At 58.9% G+C, this 19,127-nt stretch carries 14 protein-coding genes and 5 tRNA genes; 15 read left to right on the top strand and 4 right to left on the bottom strand.

Annotation, left to right across the window (positions count from 1 at the left end; genetic code table 11):
* The first annotated feature begins 11 nt into the window (after positions 1–11).
* The 5 genes from tpiA to AC1AWK_RS04085 all read left to right on the top strand — a co-directional run bounded on the left by tpiA (position 12) and on the right by AC1AWK_RS04085 (position 5,917).
* Entirely contained in the window at positions 12–812 is an 801-nt protein-coding gene (gene tpiA, locus AC1AWK_RS04105) for a triose-phosphate isomerase (RefSeq protein WP_476568330.1), read from the top strand.
* A 77-nt stretch (positions 813–889) separates the two neighbouring features.
* Positions 890–1,138: a preprotein translocase subunit SecG gene (gene secG, locus AC1AWK_RS04100; protein WP_476569602.1), complete on the top strand. Its 249-nt coding sequence runs from the start codon at positions 890–892 to the stop codon at positions 1,136–1,138.
* 173 nt (positions 1,139–1,311) lie between these two features.
* A complete protein-coding gene (locus AC1AWK_RS04095) occupies positions 1,312–2,178 on the top strand; it encodes an HAD hydrolase family protein (RefSeq protein ID WP_476569600.1) in 867 nt (288 codons plus the stop codon).
* A 101-nt stretch (positions 2,179–2,279) separates the two neighbouring features.
* On the top strand, positions 2,280–4,046 hold the full coding sequence (locus AC1AWK_RS04090; protein WP_476568329.1) for a 1-deoxy-D-xylulose-5-phosphate synthase: 1,767 nt from the start codon (positions 2,280–2,282) through the stop codon (positions 4,044–4,046).
* Positions 4,047–4,378: 332 nt separating this feature from the next.
* Positions 4,379–5,917 (top strand): aminotransferase class I/II-fold pyridoxal phosphate-dependent enzyme, encoded by a 1,539-nt coding sequence (locus AC1AWK_RS04085; RefSeq protein ID WP_476568327.1) that lies wholly within the window; start codon positions 4,379–4,381, stop codon positions 5,915–5,917.
* A 314-nt stretch (positions 5,918–6,231) separates the two neighbouring features.
* Here AC1AWK_RS04085 and tal read toward each other — a convergent pair whose 3' ends face one another.
* Entirely contained in the window at positions 6,232–7,335 is a 1,104-nt protein-coding gene (gene tal, locus AC1AWK_RS04080; RefSeq protein ID WP_476568325.1) for a transaldolase, read from the bottom strand.
* A 70-nt stretch (positions 7,336–7,405) separates the two neighbouring features.
* The gene (tkt, locus tag AC1AWK_RS04075) at positions 7,406–9,502 is read right to left on the bottom strand and encodes a transketolase (RefSeq protein WP_476568323.1); all 2,097 of its coding nucleotides are present in this window, start codon (positions 9,500–9,502) and stop codon (positions 7,406–7,408) included.
* Between the two features lie 253 nt (positions 9,503–9,755).
* On the opposite strand from tkt, the gene hrcA reads away from it, so the two are divergent.
* The gene (gene hrcA, locus AC1AWK_RS04070; RefSeq protein WP_476568321.1) at positions 9,756–10,832 is read left to right on the top strand and encodes a heat-inducible transcriptional repressor HrcA; all 1,077 of its coding nucleotides are present in this window, start codon (positions 9,756–9,758) and stop codon (positions 10,830–10,832) included.
* A 51-nt stretch (positions 10,833–10,883) separates the two neighbouring features.
* A complete protein-coding gene (dnaJ, locus tag AC1AWK_RS04065; protein ID WP_476568319.1) occupies positions 10,884–12,017 on the top strand; it encodes a molecular chaperone DnaJ in 1,134 nt (377 codons plus the stop codon).
* A gap of 21 nt (positions 12,018–12,038) precedes the next feature.
* Here dnaJ and AC1AWK_RS04060 read toward each other — a convergent pair whose 3' ends face one another.
* Entirely contained in the window at positions 12,039–12,836 is a 798-nt protein-coding gene (locus AC1AWK_RS04060; protein ID WP_476568317.1) for a fructosamine kinase family protein, read from the bottom strand.
* 131 nt (positions 12,837–12,967) lie between these two features.
* On the opposite strand from AC1AWK_RS04060, the gene AC1AWK_RS04055 reads away from it, so the two are divergent.
* Positions 12,968–13,846 carry an undecaprenyl-diphosphate phosphatase gene (locus tag AC1AWK_RS04055; RefSeq protein WP_476568315.1) on the top strand — a complete coding sequence of 293 codons (879 nt, stop codon included), beginning with the start codon at positions 12,968–12,970 and terminating at the stop codon, positions 13,844–13,846.
* Between the two features lie 78 nt (positions 13,847–13,924).
* On the opposite strand, the gene AC1AWK_RS04050 is transcribed toward AC1AWK_RS04055, so the two are convergent.
* Positions 13,925–14,758, bottom strand: coding sequence for a PAC2 family protein (locus tag AC1AWK_RS04050; protein WP_476568313.1), 834 nt, complete (start codon positions 14,756–14,758; stop codon positions 13,925–13,927).
* A gap of 271 nt (positions 14,759–15,029) precedes the next feature.
* On the opposite strand from AC1AWK_RS04050, the gene AC1AWK_RS04045 reads away from it, so the two are divergent.
* From AC1AWK_RS04045 to AC1AWK_RS04015, 7 genes are all read left to right on the top strand, one after another.
* A tRNA-Gly gene (locus tag AC1AWK_RS04045) sits at positions 15,030–15,102 on the top strand.
* Between the two features lie 28 nt (positions 15,103–15,130).
* Positions 15,131–15,201: transfer RNA gene (locus AC1AWK_RS04040), tRNA-Cys, on the top strand.
* A 37-nt stretch (positions 15,202–15,238) separates the two neighbouring features.
* Positions 15,239–15,310: transfer RNA gene (locus AC1AWK_RS04035), tRNA-Val, on the top strand.
* Positions 15,311–15,905: 595 nt separating this feature from the next.
* Positions 15,906–15,978, top strand: a tRNA-Val gene (locus tag AC1AWK_RS04030).
* Between the two features lie 23 nt (positions 15,979–16,001).
* A tRNA-Gly gene (locus AC1AWK_RS04025) sits at positions 16,002–16,074 on the top strand.
* A gap of 252 nt (positions 16,075–16,326) precedes the next feature.
* Entirely contained in the window at positions 16,327–18,360 is a 2,034-nt protein-coding gene (thrS, locus tag AC1AWK_RS04020) for a threonine--tRNA ligase (protein WP_476568311.1), read from the top strand.
* Between the two features lie 116 nt (positions 18,361–18,476).
* The gene (locus tag AC1AWK_RS04015) at positions 18,477–19,109 is read left to right on the top strand and encodes a CDP-alcohol phosphatidyltransferase family protein (RefSeq protein WP_476568309.1); all 633 of its coding nucleotides are present in this window, start codon (positions 18,477–18,479) and stop codon (positions 19,107–19,109) included.
* Positions 19,110–19,127: the final 18 nt, after the last annotated feature.

Genomic DNA, 19,127 nt, shown 5'->3' with positions numbered 1-19,127 from the left:
AGGCAGGGCGCATGGCGCATAACCGAGTACCGCTGGTAGCGGGTAATTGGAAGATGAATTTCGATCATCTTGAAGCCACGTATGCGGTGCAGAAACTCGCATGGCTGTTGCGTGACGCGCGGTTTGATTACCGGCGCTGCGAGGTGGCGCTGATGCCGTCGTTCACGTCGCTGCGTAGCGTGCAGGTGCTGGTGGAGGCTGACCGGCTGCATATTCGCTATGGAGCGCAGTCGGTCTCGGTGACGTCGCAGGGTGCGTTTACCGGCGATGTCTCGGCCGATATGCTGTCGGCGTTGGGGTGCTCGTATGTGATTGTGGGTCATTCCGAACGCCGTAAATATCATCCCGAGGATGACGCCACCATCGTCGATCAGGTGCGCGGCGTATTGGCTGGTGGCATGCAGCCGATTTTGTGTGTGGGGGAGAGTTTCGAGGAGCGTCGTCAGGGCATCGAATTGGATTTCGCCGTCGGGCAGGTGCATGATGTGACGCGCGATTTGTCGGAAGATGAGGCGGCCAAGCTGATTGTGGCGTATGAGCCGGTATGGGCGATTGGCACCGGCATGGTGGCGACGCCGCAATCCGCGCAGGATGCGGCGCATGCGATTCGTCAGGATTTGCGTGAGACGTTTGGTGCGGCGGTATCCGATACGGTGCGCATTCTTTACGGCGGCTCGGTCACGTCGAAGAATGCGACGCAGCTGATTGGAGAACCGGATGTGGATGGATTCTTGATCGGTGGCGCGGCTCTTGACATTGACGAGCTGGCGACAATATGTCGATTGACGGCAAAAGCCATGACGCGCCGGTGAGCATGTCGGCATTGTTCCGTGCCTTGCGCTATTGTTAGATACAGTCTTATGAACTGGAGGTTATGCCCGTGACTGCTATGGCTGTTGTCAAGATTGTATTGCAGATCATCGTTATCCTGGCTAGTATTTTGTTGACCTTGCTGATTCTTATGCACAAGGGTAAGGGCGGCGGTCTGTCCGACATGTTCGGTGGCGGTTTGACGCAGAATGCCGGCACGTCTGGTGTGGCGGAGAAGAACCTGAACCGTTGGACGGTAATCATTGCATTGATTTGGGTTGCGGTGATTATCGCGTTGGAGTTGATGATTAAGTTCAACCTGGTATAACATACGGTACGATATTGACCCCACGTCCGTTTGGACTGTGGGGTCTTTTCATGTGTGTTGGTGTCTGCATGTCAGGAGAGAGTTGCCATGATGCCCAGGGCGTATGGCATTGCCGTCGAACGTCGCTGCTGCGAGGTGTCGCCGCAGCGTGGGAGGGGATGATGATGGACGATATGCTGGTTGACGATACGGCATTGGGCGCGATGAAGCCGCGGTGGCATGCCCGCATGGTGGTGGTTGATTTGGATGGCACGTTGCTGCGTAGTGCGGCGACGTTCGAGGAACGTGACGTATCGGAGCGCACGGTGCGCACGCTGCGGCGCGCGCATGAGGCTGGTGCGCGGTTGGTGGTGGCGACCGCGCGTCCGGTGAGCACGGCGTGGGATTTGGTCAATCGCATGCCGGTGGATGCCTGCGTGTATCTCAACGGAGCGTTGGTGGATTGTGCGCCGGGACACTCGTCCTATGACGCATTGATTGGCGGTAAAACCGATGACATGGTGCTGCGGTTTGGTTTCTCGTCGCAGCGGGCGTGCGAGGTGTGCGCCATGTTGCTGCGTGAGTTGCCGTCGTTGCGCGTGGGCATTGTGATGAATGACGTGCGGTATGCGAATTTCGACGTCAGCGTGTTGTGGAAGACGCAGACGTGGCGATATACCGATTTTACGGATGTGCCGCATGGTGTGGCCGATAAGATTATCGTACTGCCCGAACCTGACGATGTGGCACGTCTTGAGCAGCTGATTCCCGATGATTTTCGCGTTGGCGTATCGGAGGGTGTGATGTGGATGCTGATGAGTCCCGATGCATGCAAGGAGCACGCGGTGCGTGTGGTTGGCGAGCGGTGCGGTGTGGCGTTGTCTGATATGGTGGCGTTCGGCGACGATCTGATCGATATGGCCATGATGCGTGAGGTTGGTTGGGGCGTGGCGGTCGCCAATGCAAACGAACAGGTGCTGGCGATGGCTGATGAGGTGTGCGCGAGCAATGATGAGGATGGCGTGGCGCAGTGGTTGGAGCGGCACTACCGACTTAGTTGATTGGTCGAATGATTACGCAGTGAGCGAACAGCGCGGGTTGAGACGCCATGGGCGTAAGCTTACCGCGTAATCGTTGAATGCATCCAAGGGAAGGGACTGTCATGCTTCTCGACCGTATCGACGACCCGCAGGACCTCAAACAGCTGGAACAATCGCAGCTGCCGCAGTTGGCGCAGGAGATCCGCGAGGTGCTGTTGACCAAGCTCAGCGCACATGGCGGCCATGTGGGTCCGAATCTTGGCGTGGTGGAATTAAGCATCGCGCTGCATCGTGTGTTTGATTCGCCGCACGATCGCATCGTGTTCGATGTGTCGCATCAAAGCTACACGCATAAGATTCTCACCGGCCGCAAACGTGCGTTTATGGATCCCGCTTACTATGACGAGGACTCCGGCTTTACCAATCCTGAAGAGAGCGAGCATGATTGGTTCAATATCGGGCATACGTCCACGGGCGTGTCCTTGGCGTCCGGCCTAGCCACGGCACGCGACCGTGCGGGTGAGCGGTACAATGTCATCGCCATTGTGGGCGACGGCTCGTTGAGTGGCGGCGAGGCGTTCGAAGGTCTGGACTACGCAGGCCAGCTCGGTTCCAACTTCATCGTTATTGTCAATGACAATGACATGTCCATCGCGCCGAACCACGGCGGCCTGTATGGCAATCTCGCGCAGCTGCGGAGCACCAAGGGCCAGGCGTCCACCAATGTGTTCACCGCGTTGGGATTTGAATACCATTACGTCGAGCAGGGCAATGACATCGATGCGCTGATCGAGGCCTTGTCTTCGGTGAAGAACACCGATCATCCCGTACTGCTGCATGTGCGCACCGAAAAGGGGCGCGGCTTTGACTTGGCCACTGCCGATAAGGAGACCTGGCATTGGCATGGGCCGTTTGACCGCGCTACGGGAAAGTCGGCAAGCTCTGGCGGCAACGGCGAAAGCTATGAGTCGCTTACCGCGCGTTGGCTGCTCGAACGGATGCAGCAGGACCCCTCGTTGGTGGCGATTACGGCGGGTACGCCTACGGTGATGGGCTTTGGTCCGGGCGAGCGCGAGCGCGCCGGTGCGCAGTTCATTGATGTCGGCATTGCGGAAGAGCATGCCGTGGCGTTGGCATCGGGTATCGCCAGGAACGGCGGACGCCCGGTGTTTGGCGTGTCCGCCACCTTCCTGCAGCGTGCCTACGACCAGATTATGCAGGATTTGTGCATTAACGGCAATCCTGCGGTGATGCTGGTGTTTGGCGCCAGCGTCTATGGCATGAGCGATGTGACGCATCTGTGCCTGTTCGATATGCCGATGTTGAGCAATATTCCGCAGCTGGTGTATTTGGCGCCGACGTGTCGCGAGGAGTATGAGGCCATGTTGCAGTGGGCGACCACGCAGCGTGAGCATCCGGTGGCCATTCGCGTGCCTGCGCGCGGCTTGGTGTCGAGCGGCGTCGAAGACACCACCGACTACGGCGTGCTGAACCGTTATGAGATGACGCGCCGGGGCCGTGACGTGGCGATTCTTGCGGTTGGCGATTTCTATCCGTTGGGAGAACAGGTTGCCGATGCCTTACACGAGCAAGGTGTTGAAGCTACGGTAATCAAGCCGAAGTTCATCAGTGGTTTGGACGAGGACATGTTGGACGGCTTGCTTGCCGAGCATCGTGTGGTGCTGACGCTGGAGGACGGCATGATCGAAGGCGGTTTCGGTCAGAAGGTTGCCGCTCACTTCGGTCCCGTCGGCATGCGTGTGGCGACATACGGCATCGATAAGAGTTTCCCCGACCGCTACAAGGCCGAGGAATTGCTGCAGGAGCATGGGGTGACCGTGGAGCATATGGCGCAGGACGCCCTGCGTCTGTTGGAGTTGAGTCGATAGTTGAGTAGATGGCTGAGCCCATAGATCGAGGCGGCTTGGTTTTGTATCCTTGGTTGATGGATTAGGCCGCGGGTCGATGGTGCGTTTACGGGCGGGTGGTCTTCGGACTGCCCGCCTTTTGCGTTGCATGTGAAGCGCAAGTCGTTGAGGGGTGAGCGTTCGTTTTTTTGGGGGGCAGGTCGTAACGAAGTCAATTCCATAATATTGAACTTTGAACTATACAGTTCAAAATAGTGCTATAGTGTTGAACTGTTGAACTGAAAGCCGTACATATCTGCGCTGCGGATTGGTGCTGCAGGCGATGGTACGGCGTATATGGTGGAGGTGCGATTATGGCGACGACGTTTGCCGAACGCTTGCGCGAGGCTATGGCGCAGCGGTCGTACAAGCAGGTGGATGTGGTGCGCATGGCGCAGGATCGGGGCGTCAAGCTCGGCAAAAGCCATATCAGCCAATATGTCAGCGGCAAAACCGTGCCGCGTGCGGATATGACTCGCGTATTGGCCGACATCCTGCACGTCGATGCGGCGTGGTTGCTTGACGGGCAAGCGACGACTGGCGCAACGCATCACGAGATGCAGGCATCGCCCATCGCGCAGGGCAGCGAATCAATGCGCAGTGAATCAACGCAAACCACAAGCGAGAATCGAGGCGGCATGAGGCAGTTCCGTAAATCTTCCAAACTTGACAACGTGTTGTATGACGTGCGCGGTCCGGTGGTTGATGAAGCCGCCCGTATGGAGGCCTCCGGTACGCACGTGTTGAAATTGAACATCGGCAATCCCGCGCCGTTCGGGTTCCGCACGCCTGACGAGGTGATTTACGATATGCGCCAGCAGCTGACGGATTGCGAAGGGTATTCGCCGTCCAAAGGCTTATTTTCCGCGCGCAAGGCCATTATGCAGTATGCGCAGCTCAAAGGTTTGCCCAACGTGGATATCGACGACATCTATACAGGCAACGGCGTCAGCGAGCTGATCAATCTGAGCATGTCTGCGCTGCTGGATTCCGGCGACGAAGTGCTGCTGCCGTCACCCGATTACCCGCTATGGACGGCATGCGTCACCTTGGCCGGCGGCACGCCCGTGCATTACGTGTGCGACGAGCAATCCGAATGGTATCCGGATATCGACGATATTCGCAGCAAGATCACCGATCGCACGAAAGCAATTGTTATCATCAACCCGAACAATCCCACGGGCGCGTTGTATCCGCGCGAGGTACTGCAGCAGATCGTGCAGGTTGCCCGCGAACATGAACTGATGATATTCTCCGACGAAATCTATGACCGTTTGGTGATGGACGGTCAGGAGCATGTCTCCATCGCGTCGATGGCTCCTGATTTGTTCTGCGTGACGTACAGCGGCTTGTCCAAGTCACATATGATCGCCGGATTCCGTGTCGGTTGGATGATTTTGAGTGGCAACAAGACGATTGGGCGCGACTATATCGAGGGACTGAACATGCTGTCGAATATGAGGTTGTGTTCCAACGTACCCGCGCAGTCCATCGTGCAGACGGCGCTGGGTGGTCATCAAAGCGTGCAGGACTATATTGTGCCGGGTGGGCGTATCTATGAGCAGCGCGAATATATCGTGGAGGCGTTGAACGCCATCCCGGGCATTAGCGCGGTCAAACCCAAGGCGGCGTTCTATATTTTCCCGAAAATCGATGTCAAGAAGTTCAATATCACCGACGATGAACAGTTCGCGTTGGATCTACTACGTGATAAGAGGCTGTTGATCGTACATGGTGGGGGATTCAACTGGCATAAACCGGACCATTTCCGCGTGGTATACCTCCCTCGCATCGAGGTGCTGAAGGATGCTGCGGAGAAGCTGGAGGACTTCCTGTCGTACTACCGGCAGTAATCGTGGGGGAGCCACCATGTTGCGGCGGATGGATTGCATGCGATTCATCGGTATCGGGCCCCAATGACTTCATCGCCTGCGCCGTTGGAACCGCACGAATTGTGAACGATCCATGATGCCGGCGCCTTGATAAGGCGTGAAGTTGATACAAGCCCAGAGTGCTGGCGTGCTTGCGCGTGTATGACGCGACTCAATGCGGCATACGATGAGGGGCATGTTCGTGAACGAACATGCCCCTCATCTGGTAAGTGCTCAATGCGCGTGCTGGTGACTTACGTGTGTGAACTCAGGTCGCCAGCACATGCATTGCTCTCTCAGCCGTTGACGCGGTCGATGCCGGCCTGCACGTCGGCAAGCACGGAATCCCAAGACTTGATGAACGCGGCAACACCGTCGGCCTCGAGCTTGTCGGTGACAGCCTTGAAGTCGATGCCCAGATCGGCGAGCTTGTCCATGATGGCATGGCTCTCCTCATAGGTGCCGGCGATGGTCGGAGCGCCGTTGCCGTGATCGGCCAGAGCGTCCAGAGTCTTCTCCGGCATGGTGTTGACGATGAACGGGCCAACCAGCTCGTCCACGTACACGCAATCGGAGTACGCCGGGTTCTTCGTGCCGGTGGAGGCCCACAGCGGACGCTGCTTCTTGGCGCCCTTGGCTTCCAGAGCAGCCCAACGCGGATCCTCGGCGAACTTCTTCTCGAACAGCTCGTAGGCCAAACGCGCGTTGGCGATGGCGGCCTTGCCTTCGAGAGCCTTGGCTTCGTCGGTGCCAATCTCTTCCAGCTTGGCGTCCACGGCGGAATCCACACGGGAGACGAAGAAGGAAGCGACGGAGCCGATGTGCTTGAGATCGTGACCGTTGGCGTCAGCCTGGGCGATGCCCTCGATGAAGGCGTCGATGACCTGCTCGTAGCGCTCGAGCGAGAAGATCAGGGTGACGTTCACGGAGATGCCCTTGGCGAGGGTCGCGGTGATGGCCGGCAGGCCTTCCAGCGTCGCCGGAATCTTGATCATCGCGTTCGGACGGTTGACCTTCTCCCACAGTTCCACGGCCTGCACGGCGGTGGCTTCGGTCTCGTGGGCGAGACGGGGGTCAACCTCGATGGACACGCGGCCGTCGACAAAATCGGTCTTCTCGGCGATCTCGCGGAAGATGTCGGTGGCGTTGCGCACATCGGTGGTGGTCAGCTCGCGGATAGCGGTCTCCACGTCCACCTTGCCGAGCTCCTTGAGCTGAGCGTCGTACGGGCCGACCTGGCTCAGGGCCTTCTGGAAGATGGAAGGGTTGGTGGTCACGCCGACGACGTTCTTGGTGGCGATGAGTTCCTGCAGGTTGCCGGACTCGATGCGGGTGCGGGACAGATCGTCCAGCCAGATGGAAACGCCGGAATCGGACGTGCGCTGAGTTGCTTCAGTCATGTTTTCTCCTTGATACCTTGATAGTTCAACAATGTAGAGGGGAGAAGCCGTTGGACTTCTCCCCATATGATCACTTGGCCTCTTCGATGGATGCCTTGGCGGCTTCCACGACGTGCTCGGCGGTGATGCCCAGATCGATCATGTTCTGGCCACCGTCGCCCTGCAGGCCGAACTGCTCGATGGACACCGGCTTGCCGTAGGAGCCGAGGTACTTGTACCACGGCATCGCCAGACCGGCCTCGACGGAAACGCGAGCCTTGACGGAAGCGGGCAGGATGGCCTCGCGGTACTCGGCGTCCTGGTCCTCGAACCATTCCATGGACACCATGGACACCACGCGGGCCTTGATGCCTTCGCCGGCCAGGGTCTTGGCGGCGGCCACGGCCCACTGCACTTCGGAACCGGAAGCCATGATGATGACGTCCGGAGTGCCTTCGGTGTCAACGAGGATGTAGGCGCCCTTCTTCACACCTTCCTTGGCCTTGGCGGCGGTTTCCTCGAGGGTAGGCACGCCCTGGCGGGTCAGAATCATCGCGGTCGGCAGGGTGTTGTTCTTCTCGAAGAAGTAACGGTACGCCTCGGCGGTTTCCCACTGATCGGCCGGACGAACGACTTCCAGCTGCGGGATGGCGCGGAAGGAAGCCAGGTGCTCGATCGGCTGGTGGGTCGGACCGTCCTCGCCCAGCGCGACGGAATCGTGCGTCCACACGTACAGGTTCGGAATCTCCATGAGGGCGGCCAGACGCACGGCGGCGCGCTCATAATCCGCGAACTGGAAGAAGGTGCCGTTGAACGGGCGGGTGTCCGAACCCAGCAGGATACCGTTGGTGATGGCACCCATGGCGAACTCGCGCACGCCAAAGTGCAGCTGACGGCCGTACTCGGAGCAGTTCGGATGCTGCGTGGTGGCGAACTCGGCGGGAGCGAAGGACTCGGCGCCCTTGATGTCCGTGTTGTTGGAGCCACCCAAATCGGCGGAACCGCCCCACAGTTCGGGCATCACCGCGGCGAGGGCGTTGAGCACCGCGCCGGAAGCCTTACGCGTGGCGACCTTGGAACCAGCCTCATAGCCGGCTTCCAGTTCGTCGATGACCTTGTCGAAGTCCTCGGGCAGCTTGCCGGACTTGATGCGTTCGTACAGGGCGGCCTTGTCCGGGTTGGCGGCCTGCCACTTGGCGAAGGCCTCGTCCCACTCCTTGTGGGCCTGCAGGCCGCGTTCGGCGACCTTGCGGGCGTGCGCCAGGGCCTCTTCGTCGACCGGGAAGTCGACGGACGGGTCGAAGCCCAGCAGCTCCTTCAGGCCGGCGACGGCATCGGCGCCCAACGCAGAGCCGTGCGAGGACGGATCGTTGGTCTTGCCTGGGGTCGGCCAGGCGATAAGCGTGTCGACCTTGATGAACTTCGGACGATCGGTGACCTGCTCGGCCTTTTCGAGCACCTTGGCCAGGCCCTCGATGTCCTCCTTGTAGGAGCCGTCGGGCTGGATGAAGCTGATCTCATCGGTGTACCAGCCGTAGGCCTCGTAACGCTTGAGCACGTCCTCGGCGAAGGCGATCTTGGTCTCGCCTTCGATCTGGATATGGTTGGCGTCGAAGATGACGGTCAGGTTGCCCAACTTCTGGTTGCCGGCGAGGGAAGCGGCCTCAGCGGACACACCTTCCTCAACGTCGCCTTCGCCGCAGATGACCCACACCTTGTGGTCGAACGGCGAGGTGCCGGCGGGGGCCTGCGGATCGAGCAAGCCGCGCTCGAAACGCTGGCCGTAGGCGAAGCCAACGGCGGAAGCCACGCCCTGGCCGAGCGGACCGGTGGTCATTTCGATGCCCGGGGTCAAGCCAACTTCGGGATGTCCCGGGGTGCGGGTGTCCGCGCCGCCGCGGAAGTACTTCAGGTCGTCCAGCGTCACGCCATAGCCGGAGAAGTACAGCTGAACGTATTGGGTCAGCGAGGCGTGGCCGCCGGAAAGGATGAAACGGTCACGACCGGCCCAGTTGGGGTCGTTCGGATCGTGCTTGATGAAACGCTGATACAGGGTGTAGGCGATGGGAGCCAGCGACACCGGGGAGCCCGGATGTCCGTGACCCGCCTTCTGGACGGCGTCCGCGGAGAGGGCCTTCGCCATCTTGATGGCGCGCTCGTCCAATGCAGACCAGGTGATATCGGTCATGAGTAATCTACTTTCCTTCCAATACTTCGGGCGTCACGCACACGGCCGTCATGCCGTATCATGCATGCCCTCACATTGCCCTTACATGCTAACCGTCACAGCAGACGAACGGTTGCGAATTTGGCGTGTTTTGAGAGCTTCTGTTCGCTTGCGGCGCAGTAGGCGCTCTTGCCGAGAACGAACACGTACCCAATATGGCTTGGACGCCATACAATATGGAACAGCGGTATCGAAACGAACGGGAGGCGACGTCATGGTGCAGTCACGACGCATGTTGGTATTGCGTGCCGTGATCGAGGATTACATCCGCTCGCAGGAGCCGGTGGGATCATCCACCTTGGCGCGTGACCATGATTTGGGGGTCAGTTCGGCTACCATCCGCAACGATATGGCGGTGTTGGAGGATGATGGCTACTTGGTGCAGCCGCATACGTCGGCTGGTCGCATCCCCACGGATAAAGGATATCGGTATTTCGTGGACAGGCTAGCCACGGTGGTGCCGTTGTCCGAACCGCAGCGCCGGGGTATCAATAATTTTCTCGAAGGCTCGGTGAGCTTGCAGGATGCGTTGCAGCGTGCGGCGCGCTTGTTGGCGCAAATCACCGGGCAAATCGCCGTGGTCAGCGCCCCGGCGTTGTCGAAGTCCACCTTGCGCCATGTGGAGATCGTGTCGGTGTCAAGCACGATGGCATTGGCGGTAATCATTACTGATACCGGTCGTGTGGTGCAGCGACTGTTGCCGGTGGCCTGTCCGTTGGAGGAGTCCGTGTCGGCTTCGCTGGCGCGGGTGATTACCGAACGGTGCGCAGGACTGATGTTGTCGCAAGCGGCTGAGGTGACACGCGGCATTGCGCAGGGCATGTCGGCCGGCCTTAAGCATACGGTGTGTCTCGATATCGCGCACACCTTTGATGATATGGCCGATGATGACCATGCCGACGAGTTGTATACCGCCGGTACCTCGCAGATCGCGCAACGCCGGGCGGTGCGCGATATGGCCTCCTTGTTTGACGCTTTGGAGGAGCAAGTGGTGTTGATGCGCCTGATGGCCGATCTCGGCAAGGAAGCCCAGGCCAGCGGCGGCGTTGGCGTCGCCATCGGTGCGGAGACACATACCCCGGGGCTGATGCATGCTTCGGTGGTGACTAGCGGATATGGTACTGAGTCGGAAGGCGCAGATGACAGTGATGCCGGAGCGCGTCCGGTGGCGTTTGTGGGCTCAATTGGGCCGACACACATGGATTACGCGGCGACTATGGCGGCGGTGCGTGCCGTGGCGCGATATTTGACCGGGTTCCTTTCGCACGATGAATCACATTACGGTCGCTGACCCAGCCTTGTGGCACAATGGCTCGCGAACACGTCAGGAGAAAGAGTACGAGTGACAGACTATTACGAAGTGCTGGGCGTTGATCGTTCGGCAAGTGACGACGACATTAAGAAAGCCTATCGCAAGATGAGCCGTAAATATCATCCTGATATCGCCGGCCCGGAATATGAGGAGCAGTTCAAAGAGGTGAACAACGCCTACGAGGTGTTGTCCGACCCGCAGAAGAGGCGCATGTACGATTCAGGCGTCGATCCGAACGATCCCCATGCAGGAGCCGGAGGCTTTGGTGGGTTTGGCGGCTTTGACATGGGGGACATTTTCGGTCAGTTCTTTGGCGGCGGTCATCAGGGGCCGACGCCGCGCACGCAGCCCGGGCGCGACGCTTTGGCCAGTTTGGTAATCGACTTGCGTACCGCCGTTTTTGGCGGTACGGCACATGTGGATGTGAACACCTTTGGACTGTGCCAGGAATGCGGCGGTTCCGGAGCGCTCAACCACGAGCGGCCCGCCACATGTCCTGACTGTAACGGGCAGGGCTTCGTGCAGAAGGTAGTGCGTACCATGCTGGGGCAGATGATGACTTCGGCACCATGTGAGCGATGCGAGGGTCACGGCACCATCATCGAGCATCCGTGCGCTTCCTGCATGGGGCATGGCCGGGTACGCACGACCAGAACGGTAGGGGTGAACGTCCCTGCTGGTATTGGCGACAATACGCGTTTGCGTTTGGCGAACCAAGGGGAGGTTGGCGAAGGCGGCGGCGTGGCCGGTGACCTGTATGTGGACATTCGCATCAAGCCCGATAAGCAGTTCACCCGCAATGGCGACGACTTGCATTGCTGGGTGCGCATTCCCATGAGTTGGGCGGTGTTGGGCCATGAATTGCCCATCGACACGTTTGATGGGCCGCGTACGGTGGAAGTTCCCGCCGGATGCCAGCCCGATGACGTCGTGACGGTTAAGGGATTGGGCGCATGCCGTATGCGTCAGCAGAACGAGCGCGGTGATTTGCTGGTGCACGTCACGGTATCCATCCCCACCAAGCTCAACGAACGTGAACGTGCGCTGATGGAGGAGTTCGACGGGTTGCAGGGACAGTCTTCCCCCTCCATCGCACAAACCGCCAAGCCAGCGTCCGCAGCGAAGAAAGGCTTCTTTAGCAAACTCAAGGACGCGTTGAGCTGACGCGGCATGCCGCGCCGTGTGTCAGCCCAGCAAGGAGCGACACATGGCGCGGTATTCGCTCACGTATCCGCCGCCGAAGAACACACAGTGTCCGGCGATGGGGTAGAGCTGCCATAATGTGGTGCGTTCGGCGTAGCCGCGTTTGAGCGGGTGAACGCACTGGTAGCCTTCCAGAATGTCGCGGTAGTAGGTGATGCCGAAGAGTTGCAGCATGGCAAGGTCTTCCTCGCGGTGCCCGCCGTGCGCGGCCGGGTCGATGAGCACCGCCTCGCATGACCCACGGTCATCGCTCCACATCACGTTGCCGCTCCACAAATCGCCATGGATGCGTGCCGGCTTGTCGTTGGCCGCGGCGCCAAGAATGTCGCCGAGCGCATCGATGACGTCGCCGGTGAGTGCAAGGTCGCTGTCGTGCAAGGTGCCGCGTTCGATGCCGAGCCTAACCATGGGAAGCAGTCGGCCTTGCGCGAAATAGTCGATGACATTGTCCCATTCGCCGGTATCCATGGGAACCGGATCTTGCAGAGGGCCGAAATAGCAGGTTCCGGTGTATCCTTCGGGCGGGGCGCCGAAGCATGGTGCGCCGGCGTCGTGCATGCGGGCCAGTGCCGCACCGAATTCACGGGCTGCTTGCAGTGTGGGGGAGCACGACCGGACGCGCTCAATGTCCAAGTGATCGTCGTCCCAATCGTAGACATCCACGACGCGCGGTCCGGCTGGCGCCTGTGCCAGCCAGCGCAACCCTAGTCCCTCGCAGGCGAAGAAGCCTTCGGGACTGTGTGCGCGTTGTTTGCGGTATGTCGTTGGCCTGGCGTTCATGACGTATCCTTTCGTTGCGACTGTCACCGTGTTGTGTGGGGTGTGTGTGACGTTGCGCATGGTCCGCGGTACGTCGCGCCCCATTCGCTAGTCTAGGTTGCGCAACGACGAATACGACACAAAGAGGACGTATGAATTTCTTTCAGGCCATTATTTTGGGATTGGTGCAGGCGTTAACCGAGTATCTGCCGGTGTCGTCCAGCGCACATATCCGCATTATCGGCGATCTGATGTTGGGGTCGGATCCTGGCGCGGCGTTTACCGCCATTATCCAGTTGGGCACTGAATTGGCGGTACTGCTGTATTTCCGTCACGATATCGTACGTATCTTGCGTGCCTGGTTCTCATGCTTATTTGGGCACGAGGGACAGGATTGGCGTCATCGTATGGGGGCGTCCAATGTGGATGCCCGTTTGGGGTGGTACATTATTTTGGGCACGTTGCCCATTGGCATTGCCGGTTTCGCGTTCCAGGACATCATCGAGACCAGCTTGCGTAATTTGTGGATTACCGTGACGGTGCTGCTGCTATTCGGCGTGCTGTTGTGGATGGTGGATGCCCGTGCGCGTCAAATCAAATCCATGGACGATATGTCCGCCAAGGATGCGCTGATTTTTGGCGTGGGGCAGATGCTGGCGCTGATTCCGGGCGTATCGCGTTCCGGTGGCACCATCACCTTCGGTCGTGCCATGGGGTATTCGCGTCAGGCTGCGGTGCGGGTGAGTTTCTTGATGGCGATTCCCGCCGTGTTTGGTGCGGGTCTGCTGGAGGCATTCAAGGCGGTTCGTGACTATCGCAGTGATGCGCTCTTCCCCGGCTGGGGCGCGACGATTGCCGCCACGGTAGTGAGTTTCGTAGTCGGCTATCTGGTGATTATCGGCTTCCTGCGGTTTGTGTCTACGTTCTCGTATAAGGCGTTTGCGGTGTATCGCATAGGGTTGGCGGTAGTGGTGGCATTGCTGCTGCTGTCGGGTGTGCTGCCGCCATTGGAGGCGGTGACTGCCTCCTGATGCGCAGGAGCGCCGATATCGTTGCGCCGCCGAGTCATTCGGCGGCGCAACTTGCATATGGAGCGTATGGGCAGTGGTTTACCGAGGGTGTTTTTTGAGAAAATCCTCGGCTTCCTTGACGAGTTGTTCGGCTGCGGGAGCTCCGGTGGCGGCGATGTTTTTGGCGTATTCGCGCATATCGTAATTTTGTTCCAGGTGACGGATGTAGTCTTCCAGGCCGCCGTCGCGGTGTACGCATTCGTCGACTCGGGCTTTCCATTGCTCGGCCTTGAGGGGCAGCTCGCCGCTGTTGAGTGGAGTATTGAGTACGTCAGACAGACCGTCGAGCAGTTGCAGCGTGGCCTGGAAACATTCGTCGTTGCTGGCGTATTGGGGTATAGATGCCCATAGGGAGGCGGTTTGCAGGCCTTCCTTACATGCGTAGTCGTCAAGAATGGTGGGGATGCCTATTGGACCGTTGTATTCGCGGTCAAGTTCGCATTGGCATGATCCGGTGGTGATTTCAATCGGCAGAGGACGTGTGTGGGGGCAATCGTCCAACATGGATCCCACGGTGATGACGGTATCGACTTCCAGTTCGTGATGCACCATCAGACACTCCTGGCAATACGCCTGCCACCGGTAGTTCGGTTCTGGGGCGATTTGTGCGATGATGCGCAAATCTGGGCAGATGGTGATGTCGTAGAACGTGGTTTGCGGCCATAGGATGCGTCTGCGTCCCGTCACATGGCACAACATGGGGCGTGCAACCTGGTAATCGTAGAAGTCGTCGCTGCGGATATGCCGTATCTCGCAGGAATCGTAGCGGTCGATGAGGTGACGGATTAATCCTGTTGCCGCTTGCCCGGCATCGTTCCATCCCTCGAAGGCCGCCAAGGCGACCGTATGCTGCTGCGTCGCTTGTGTGCTCATACCTCCCAATGTAGCGATGCGCAGACACCGGCACACCCTGCTTATGCCGCTGGTGAAGCGGAAGAGCTGACATATCGCATATAAGTGAATATATAATAAGGAGTGCGCCTTTCGAAGAGGCTGAACACTGGCGCACTACTCTCAAAAGCTTGTTTTGCAAGGTTTTGGGGATTCGATAGTGTTGCGACACGCTGGATTTTGCAAATCACTTCGCTGTCGTTATAGTAATTACTCGTTGCCCGGACGGCGGTACTGCGGTTCGGAAAGCATCGCGGACATAGCTTAGTTGGTAAAGCGCAACCTTGCCAAGGTTGAGACCGCGGGTTCGAGTCCCGTTGTCCGCTCTAAGGTCCGAAGAGTTGACGACCTTACGGTGGGTTAGCCAAGCGGTTAGGCAGCGGCCTGCAAAGCCGTATAGACGAGTTCGACTCTCGTACCCACCTCTCGGAAGCGGGTTTTCCGCCGAAGAGACGCAGACCCGGGCGGTTGGCGCAGTGGTAGCGCACTTCCCTGACACGGAAGGGGTCACAAGTTCGAATCTTGTATCGCCCACCCACAAAAGCCCCCAGTCGGGGGCTTTTTCGTTATACGGAAGTGTCTATGGGATACTGTGCCGTTGTCTGGACGCTGCGCGATTACTGGTTGGTTTCTTGGTGTGATACACGGGAATTCCCGGCTGGTGCGTACGTCTCGATGATCGGGGCATTGTGGTGGTGGCCCAACGTGTCTTGTATATGTCGCCATGAAGTGTAGAGTCCGCGTGCGTAGGTGTTGCTGATGCGGCGTGGTACTTGTGTGTCCTTGTCGGGCTGTGTGCGGCAAATGGTATGCGTATGGGGTGTCGGATTTTTTTTTGGGGGGGGGGGCGACGGTTGTGGGCGTGTGCGAATTGCGAATTGCGGTCAGTACTCAAGCGTATTGCGTCGGCGGCGAGGTGAGAATGGATTGTTGTTGCCGATGTTCCGCAGGCTGTGTAGCTGGGGAAAGGGCGAATACATGGCGATACGACACGCCGATTTGCGTGTTGGGGCAGGATGCGTGTAATGTACCAATCCGTGACCTGATGAGGTCAGCAAGCCAGAGAGGCCAATGCTTTCAAGGGTTTTCGACCGTTTGGTAGGCACTCACTGGGATAACTACAGAGTTTGGGTGATTGGCGCAGCGGCTAGCGCACTTCCTTCACACGGAAGGGGTCATAGGTTCGATTCCTATATCACCCACGATGACACTTCGGTGTTATTTCGCGGACATAGCTTAGTTGGTAAAGCGCAACCTTGCCAAGGTTGAGACCGCGGGTTCGAGTCCCGTTGTCCGCTCGATGAGCCCCACGAAGGTGGGGTTTTCTTCTATCTACAGACTTTTCTACTCGTCGCGTGCCATCGAGTGTGGATGCGCTGCGGCGTCATCGAATGGCGGTGACCATCAATCGGTGCCACTCCTTGCCAATGTCACCACGCCCGCCTAAGGTAATGCGTTGATTGCGGTGCCACATGCCCGCAATCGCGTGACAACACATCGTCCAGGCCTGCACATTGGTACCGCGGGCCCCGATAGCAAAGGACACTCATATGGCTGAGCAAAGCATCTCCATCACACTCGACGGGCAGCGGAAGGAGGTGGAATCGACTCAGACCGGTGTCGAACTGTTTGCCGAAGACAAAAACATCATCGCGGTTCGACTCAATGGTGAGTTGCGCGATCTGTATACGCCGCTGCATGATGGCGACACTGTGGAGCCAGTGGCGTTGGATAGCGAAGACGGCATTGCGATCATGCGTCATTCCGCAACGCACGTCATGGCGCAGGCGGTACAGGAGATTCGCCCTGATGCCAAGCTGGGCATTGGTCCGGTCATCGCCAATGGCTTCTACTACGACTTCGATGTTGATGAGCCGTTCACACCGGAGGACTTGAAGGAAATCGACAAGCGCATGCAGCGCATCATCAAGTCGTCCCAGTCGTTCCGACGCCGCACAGTCAGCGAGGAGGAGGCGCGTGCCGAGGAAGCGGATCAGCCGTATAAGTTGGAGCTGATCGGCGATAAGGAGGCGGCGCTTGATCCTGAAGCCGCGACCGAGGTCAGCGGCGCCGAGCTGAGTATGTACGACAATGTGGACCGTGACGGCAACGTGGTGTGGAAGGATCTGTGCCGTGGCCCGCACCTGCCCAACACACGTTACATCAAGGCATTCAAGCTGGAACGCGTGGCCGCCGCATACTGGCGTGGCAGCGAGCATAATCCCATGCTGCAGCGCATTTACGGCACAGCGTGGCCGAGCAAGGATGATTTGAAGGCATACATGACCCGCATGGAGGAAGCCGCCAAGCGCGACCACCGCAAGCTGGGTCAGGAGATGGATCTGTTCTCCTTCCCGGAGGAAATCGGCCCCGGCCTGGCGGTGTTCCACCCCAAGGGCGCGGCGATTATCAACGCCATGGAAGATTACAGCCGGGAAATGCATCGTTTGCATGACTATTCCTTCGTGCAGACGCCGCATATCACCAAGGGCCATCTGTATGAGATTTCCGGCCATCTGCAGTGGTACAAGGATGGTATGTATCCGCCGATGCGCATGGATGAGGAAACCGACGAAAACGGCAACGTCACCAAGCAGGGCTTCGACTATTACCTCAAGCCGATGAACTGCCCGATGCACAACCTCATTTTCAAGTCGCGTCAGCGTTCGTACCGCGAGCTGCCGCTGCGCTTGTTCGAGTTCGGTACGGTGTATCGTTACGAGAAGTCCGGCGTGGTGCATGGTCTGACCCGCGTACGCGGTTTGACGCAGGATGATTCGCATATCTATTGCACGCGCGAGCAGATGAAGGACGAGCTTAAGAGCCTGCTGGGCTTCGTGCTCGGCTTGCTCAAGGACTTCGGCCTGAACGACTTCTACCTGGAGCTGTCCACCAAGGACGAGCACAAGTTCGTCGGTTCGGACGACATTTGGGAGGAGGCCACCAACACCTTGGCACAGGTCGCCGAGGAATCCGGTTTGGAGCTGGTGGCCGATCCGGGCGGTGCGGCGTTCTACGGTCCGAAGATTTCGGTGCAGGCCCGCGATGCCATCGGCCGCACCTGGCAGGTGTCCACCATTCAGCTGGACTTTAATCTGCCGGAGCGTTTCGGTTTGGAATATATCGCCGCGGACGGCACACATCAGCGTCCGGTGATGATTCACCGCGCCCTGTTCGGTTCGATCGAGCGTTTCTTCGCGATTTTGCTGGAGCATTATGCGGGCGCGTTCCCGGCATGGTTGGCTCCGGTGCAGGTGACGGGCATTCCGGTGGCCGACGAGTTCGCTCCGCATATGGAGCGATTCATCGCCGATCTGGAACGCGATATGGTGCGCTGTGACATCGATCGCTCGGACGATCGCTTCGGCAAGAAGATCCGCAATGCCTCTAAGTCCAAGGTGCCGTTCACGTTGATCGCCGGCGAGGAAGATATGACGAACAATGCCATCAGCTTCCGATTCCGCGACGGCAGCCAGCTCAATGGCGTGCCGGTGGATCAGGCGAAGGCATGGATCCTCAAGGCTATCGCCGAGCGTGTTCAGGTCAATTCCGCGCAGGATTTCCAAACGGTGACGGAACAGTAAGCCACTGGTGTCGATGCCGGCCGGAGTTGTGATTCCGGTCGGCATCGTCGTAACTGGCCGCAGATTGTGGGCGTACGGACGCAGCGCAACGCTAGATGATCGGAGGAGAACAAATCATGTTGGAGCATTGTCGAGCGGGATGGAAACGATTCATACGTCCGTTAGCGCAATGGTGTGTCAACCACCATATCGGGGCCAACGCCATTACCGTCACGGGCACGGTGCTTACCATGGTGGCGATGGCGCTCGCGGTGTATACGAACCAATTGTTTGTCGGCGCGGTGGTGCTGACCTTGTTGGTGCTGTGTGATTCGTTGGATGGGTCGGTGGCTGCCTTGCAGGGTGGCGGTACGCCGTTCGGCGCGTTTCTGGACTCCACGCTGGATCGTATCGCCGATTGGGCGTTGCATGCCGGATTGCTATGGTATGTGCTGGTGCATGGCATGAGCGGCAATGATGTGATGGGCATGGATGGCTGGGCGTTGCTGGGTGTCATTGCCATTGTGGTGTCGATGATGGCGTCGTTTGTCACCTCGTATGCCCGCGCCCGGTGCGAAGGATTGGGACGGAGGAATAGTGTCGGCATCGCCACCCGTGCCGATCGTCTGGCGTTCATTCTCGTCGCCATGGCGTTGGTCGGATTGGGATTGCCGTTGGCGGTGTTGTCCTGCCTGATGACTGTGCTGGCCGTTATGGGCGTCATCACCGTCGTGCAGCGTATCGTCCATGCTTGGAAGGTGCTGCATTAGGCTTCGGACGTCGGTTGA

It is taken from the genome of Bifidobacterium sp. LH_491 (assembly GCF_056356495.1).
This window is presented reverse-complemented; position numbering and strand designations above follow the sequence as displayed.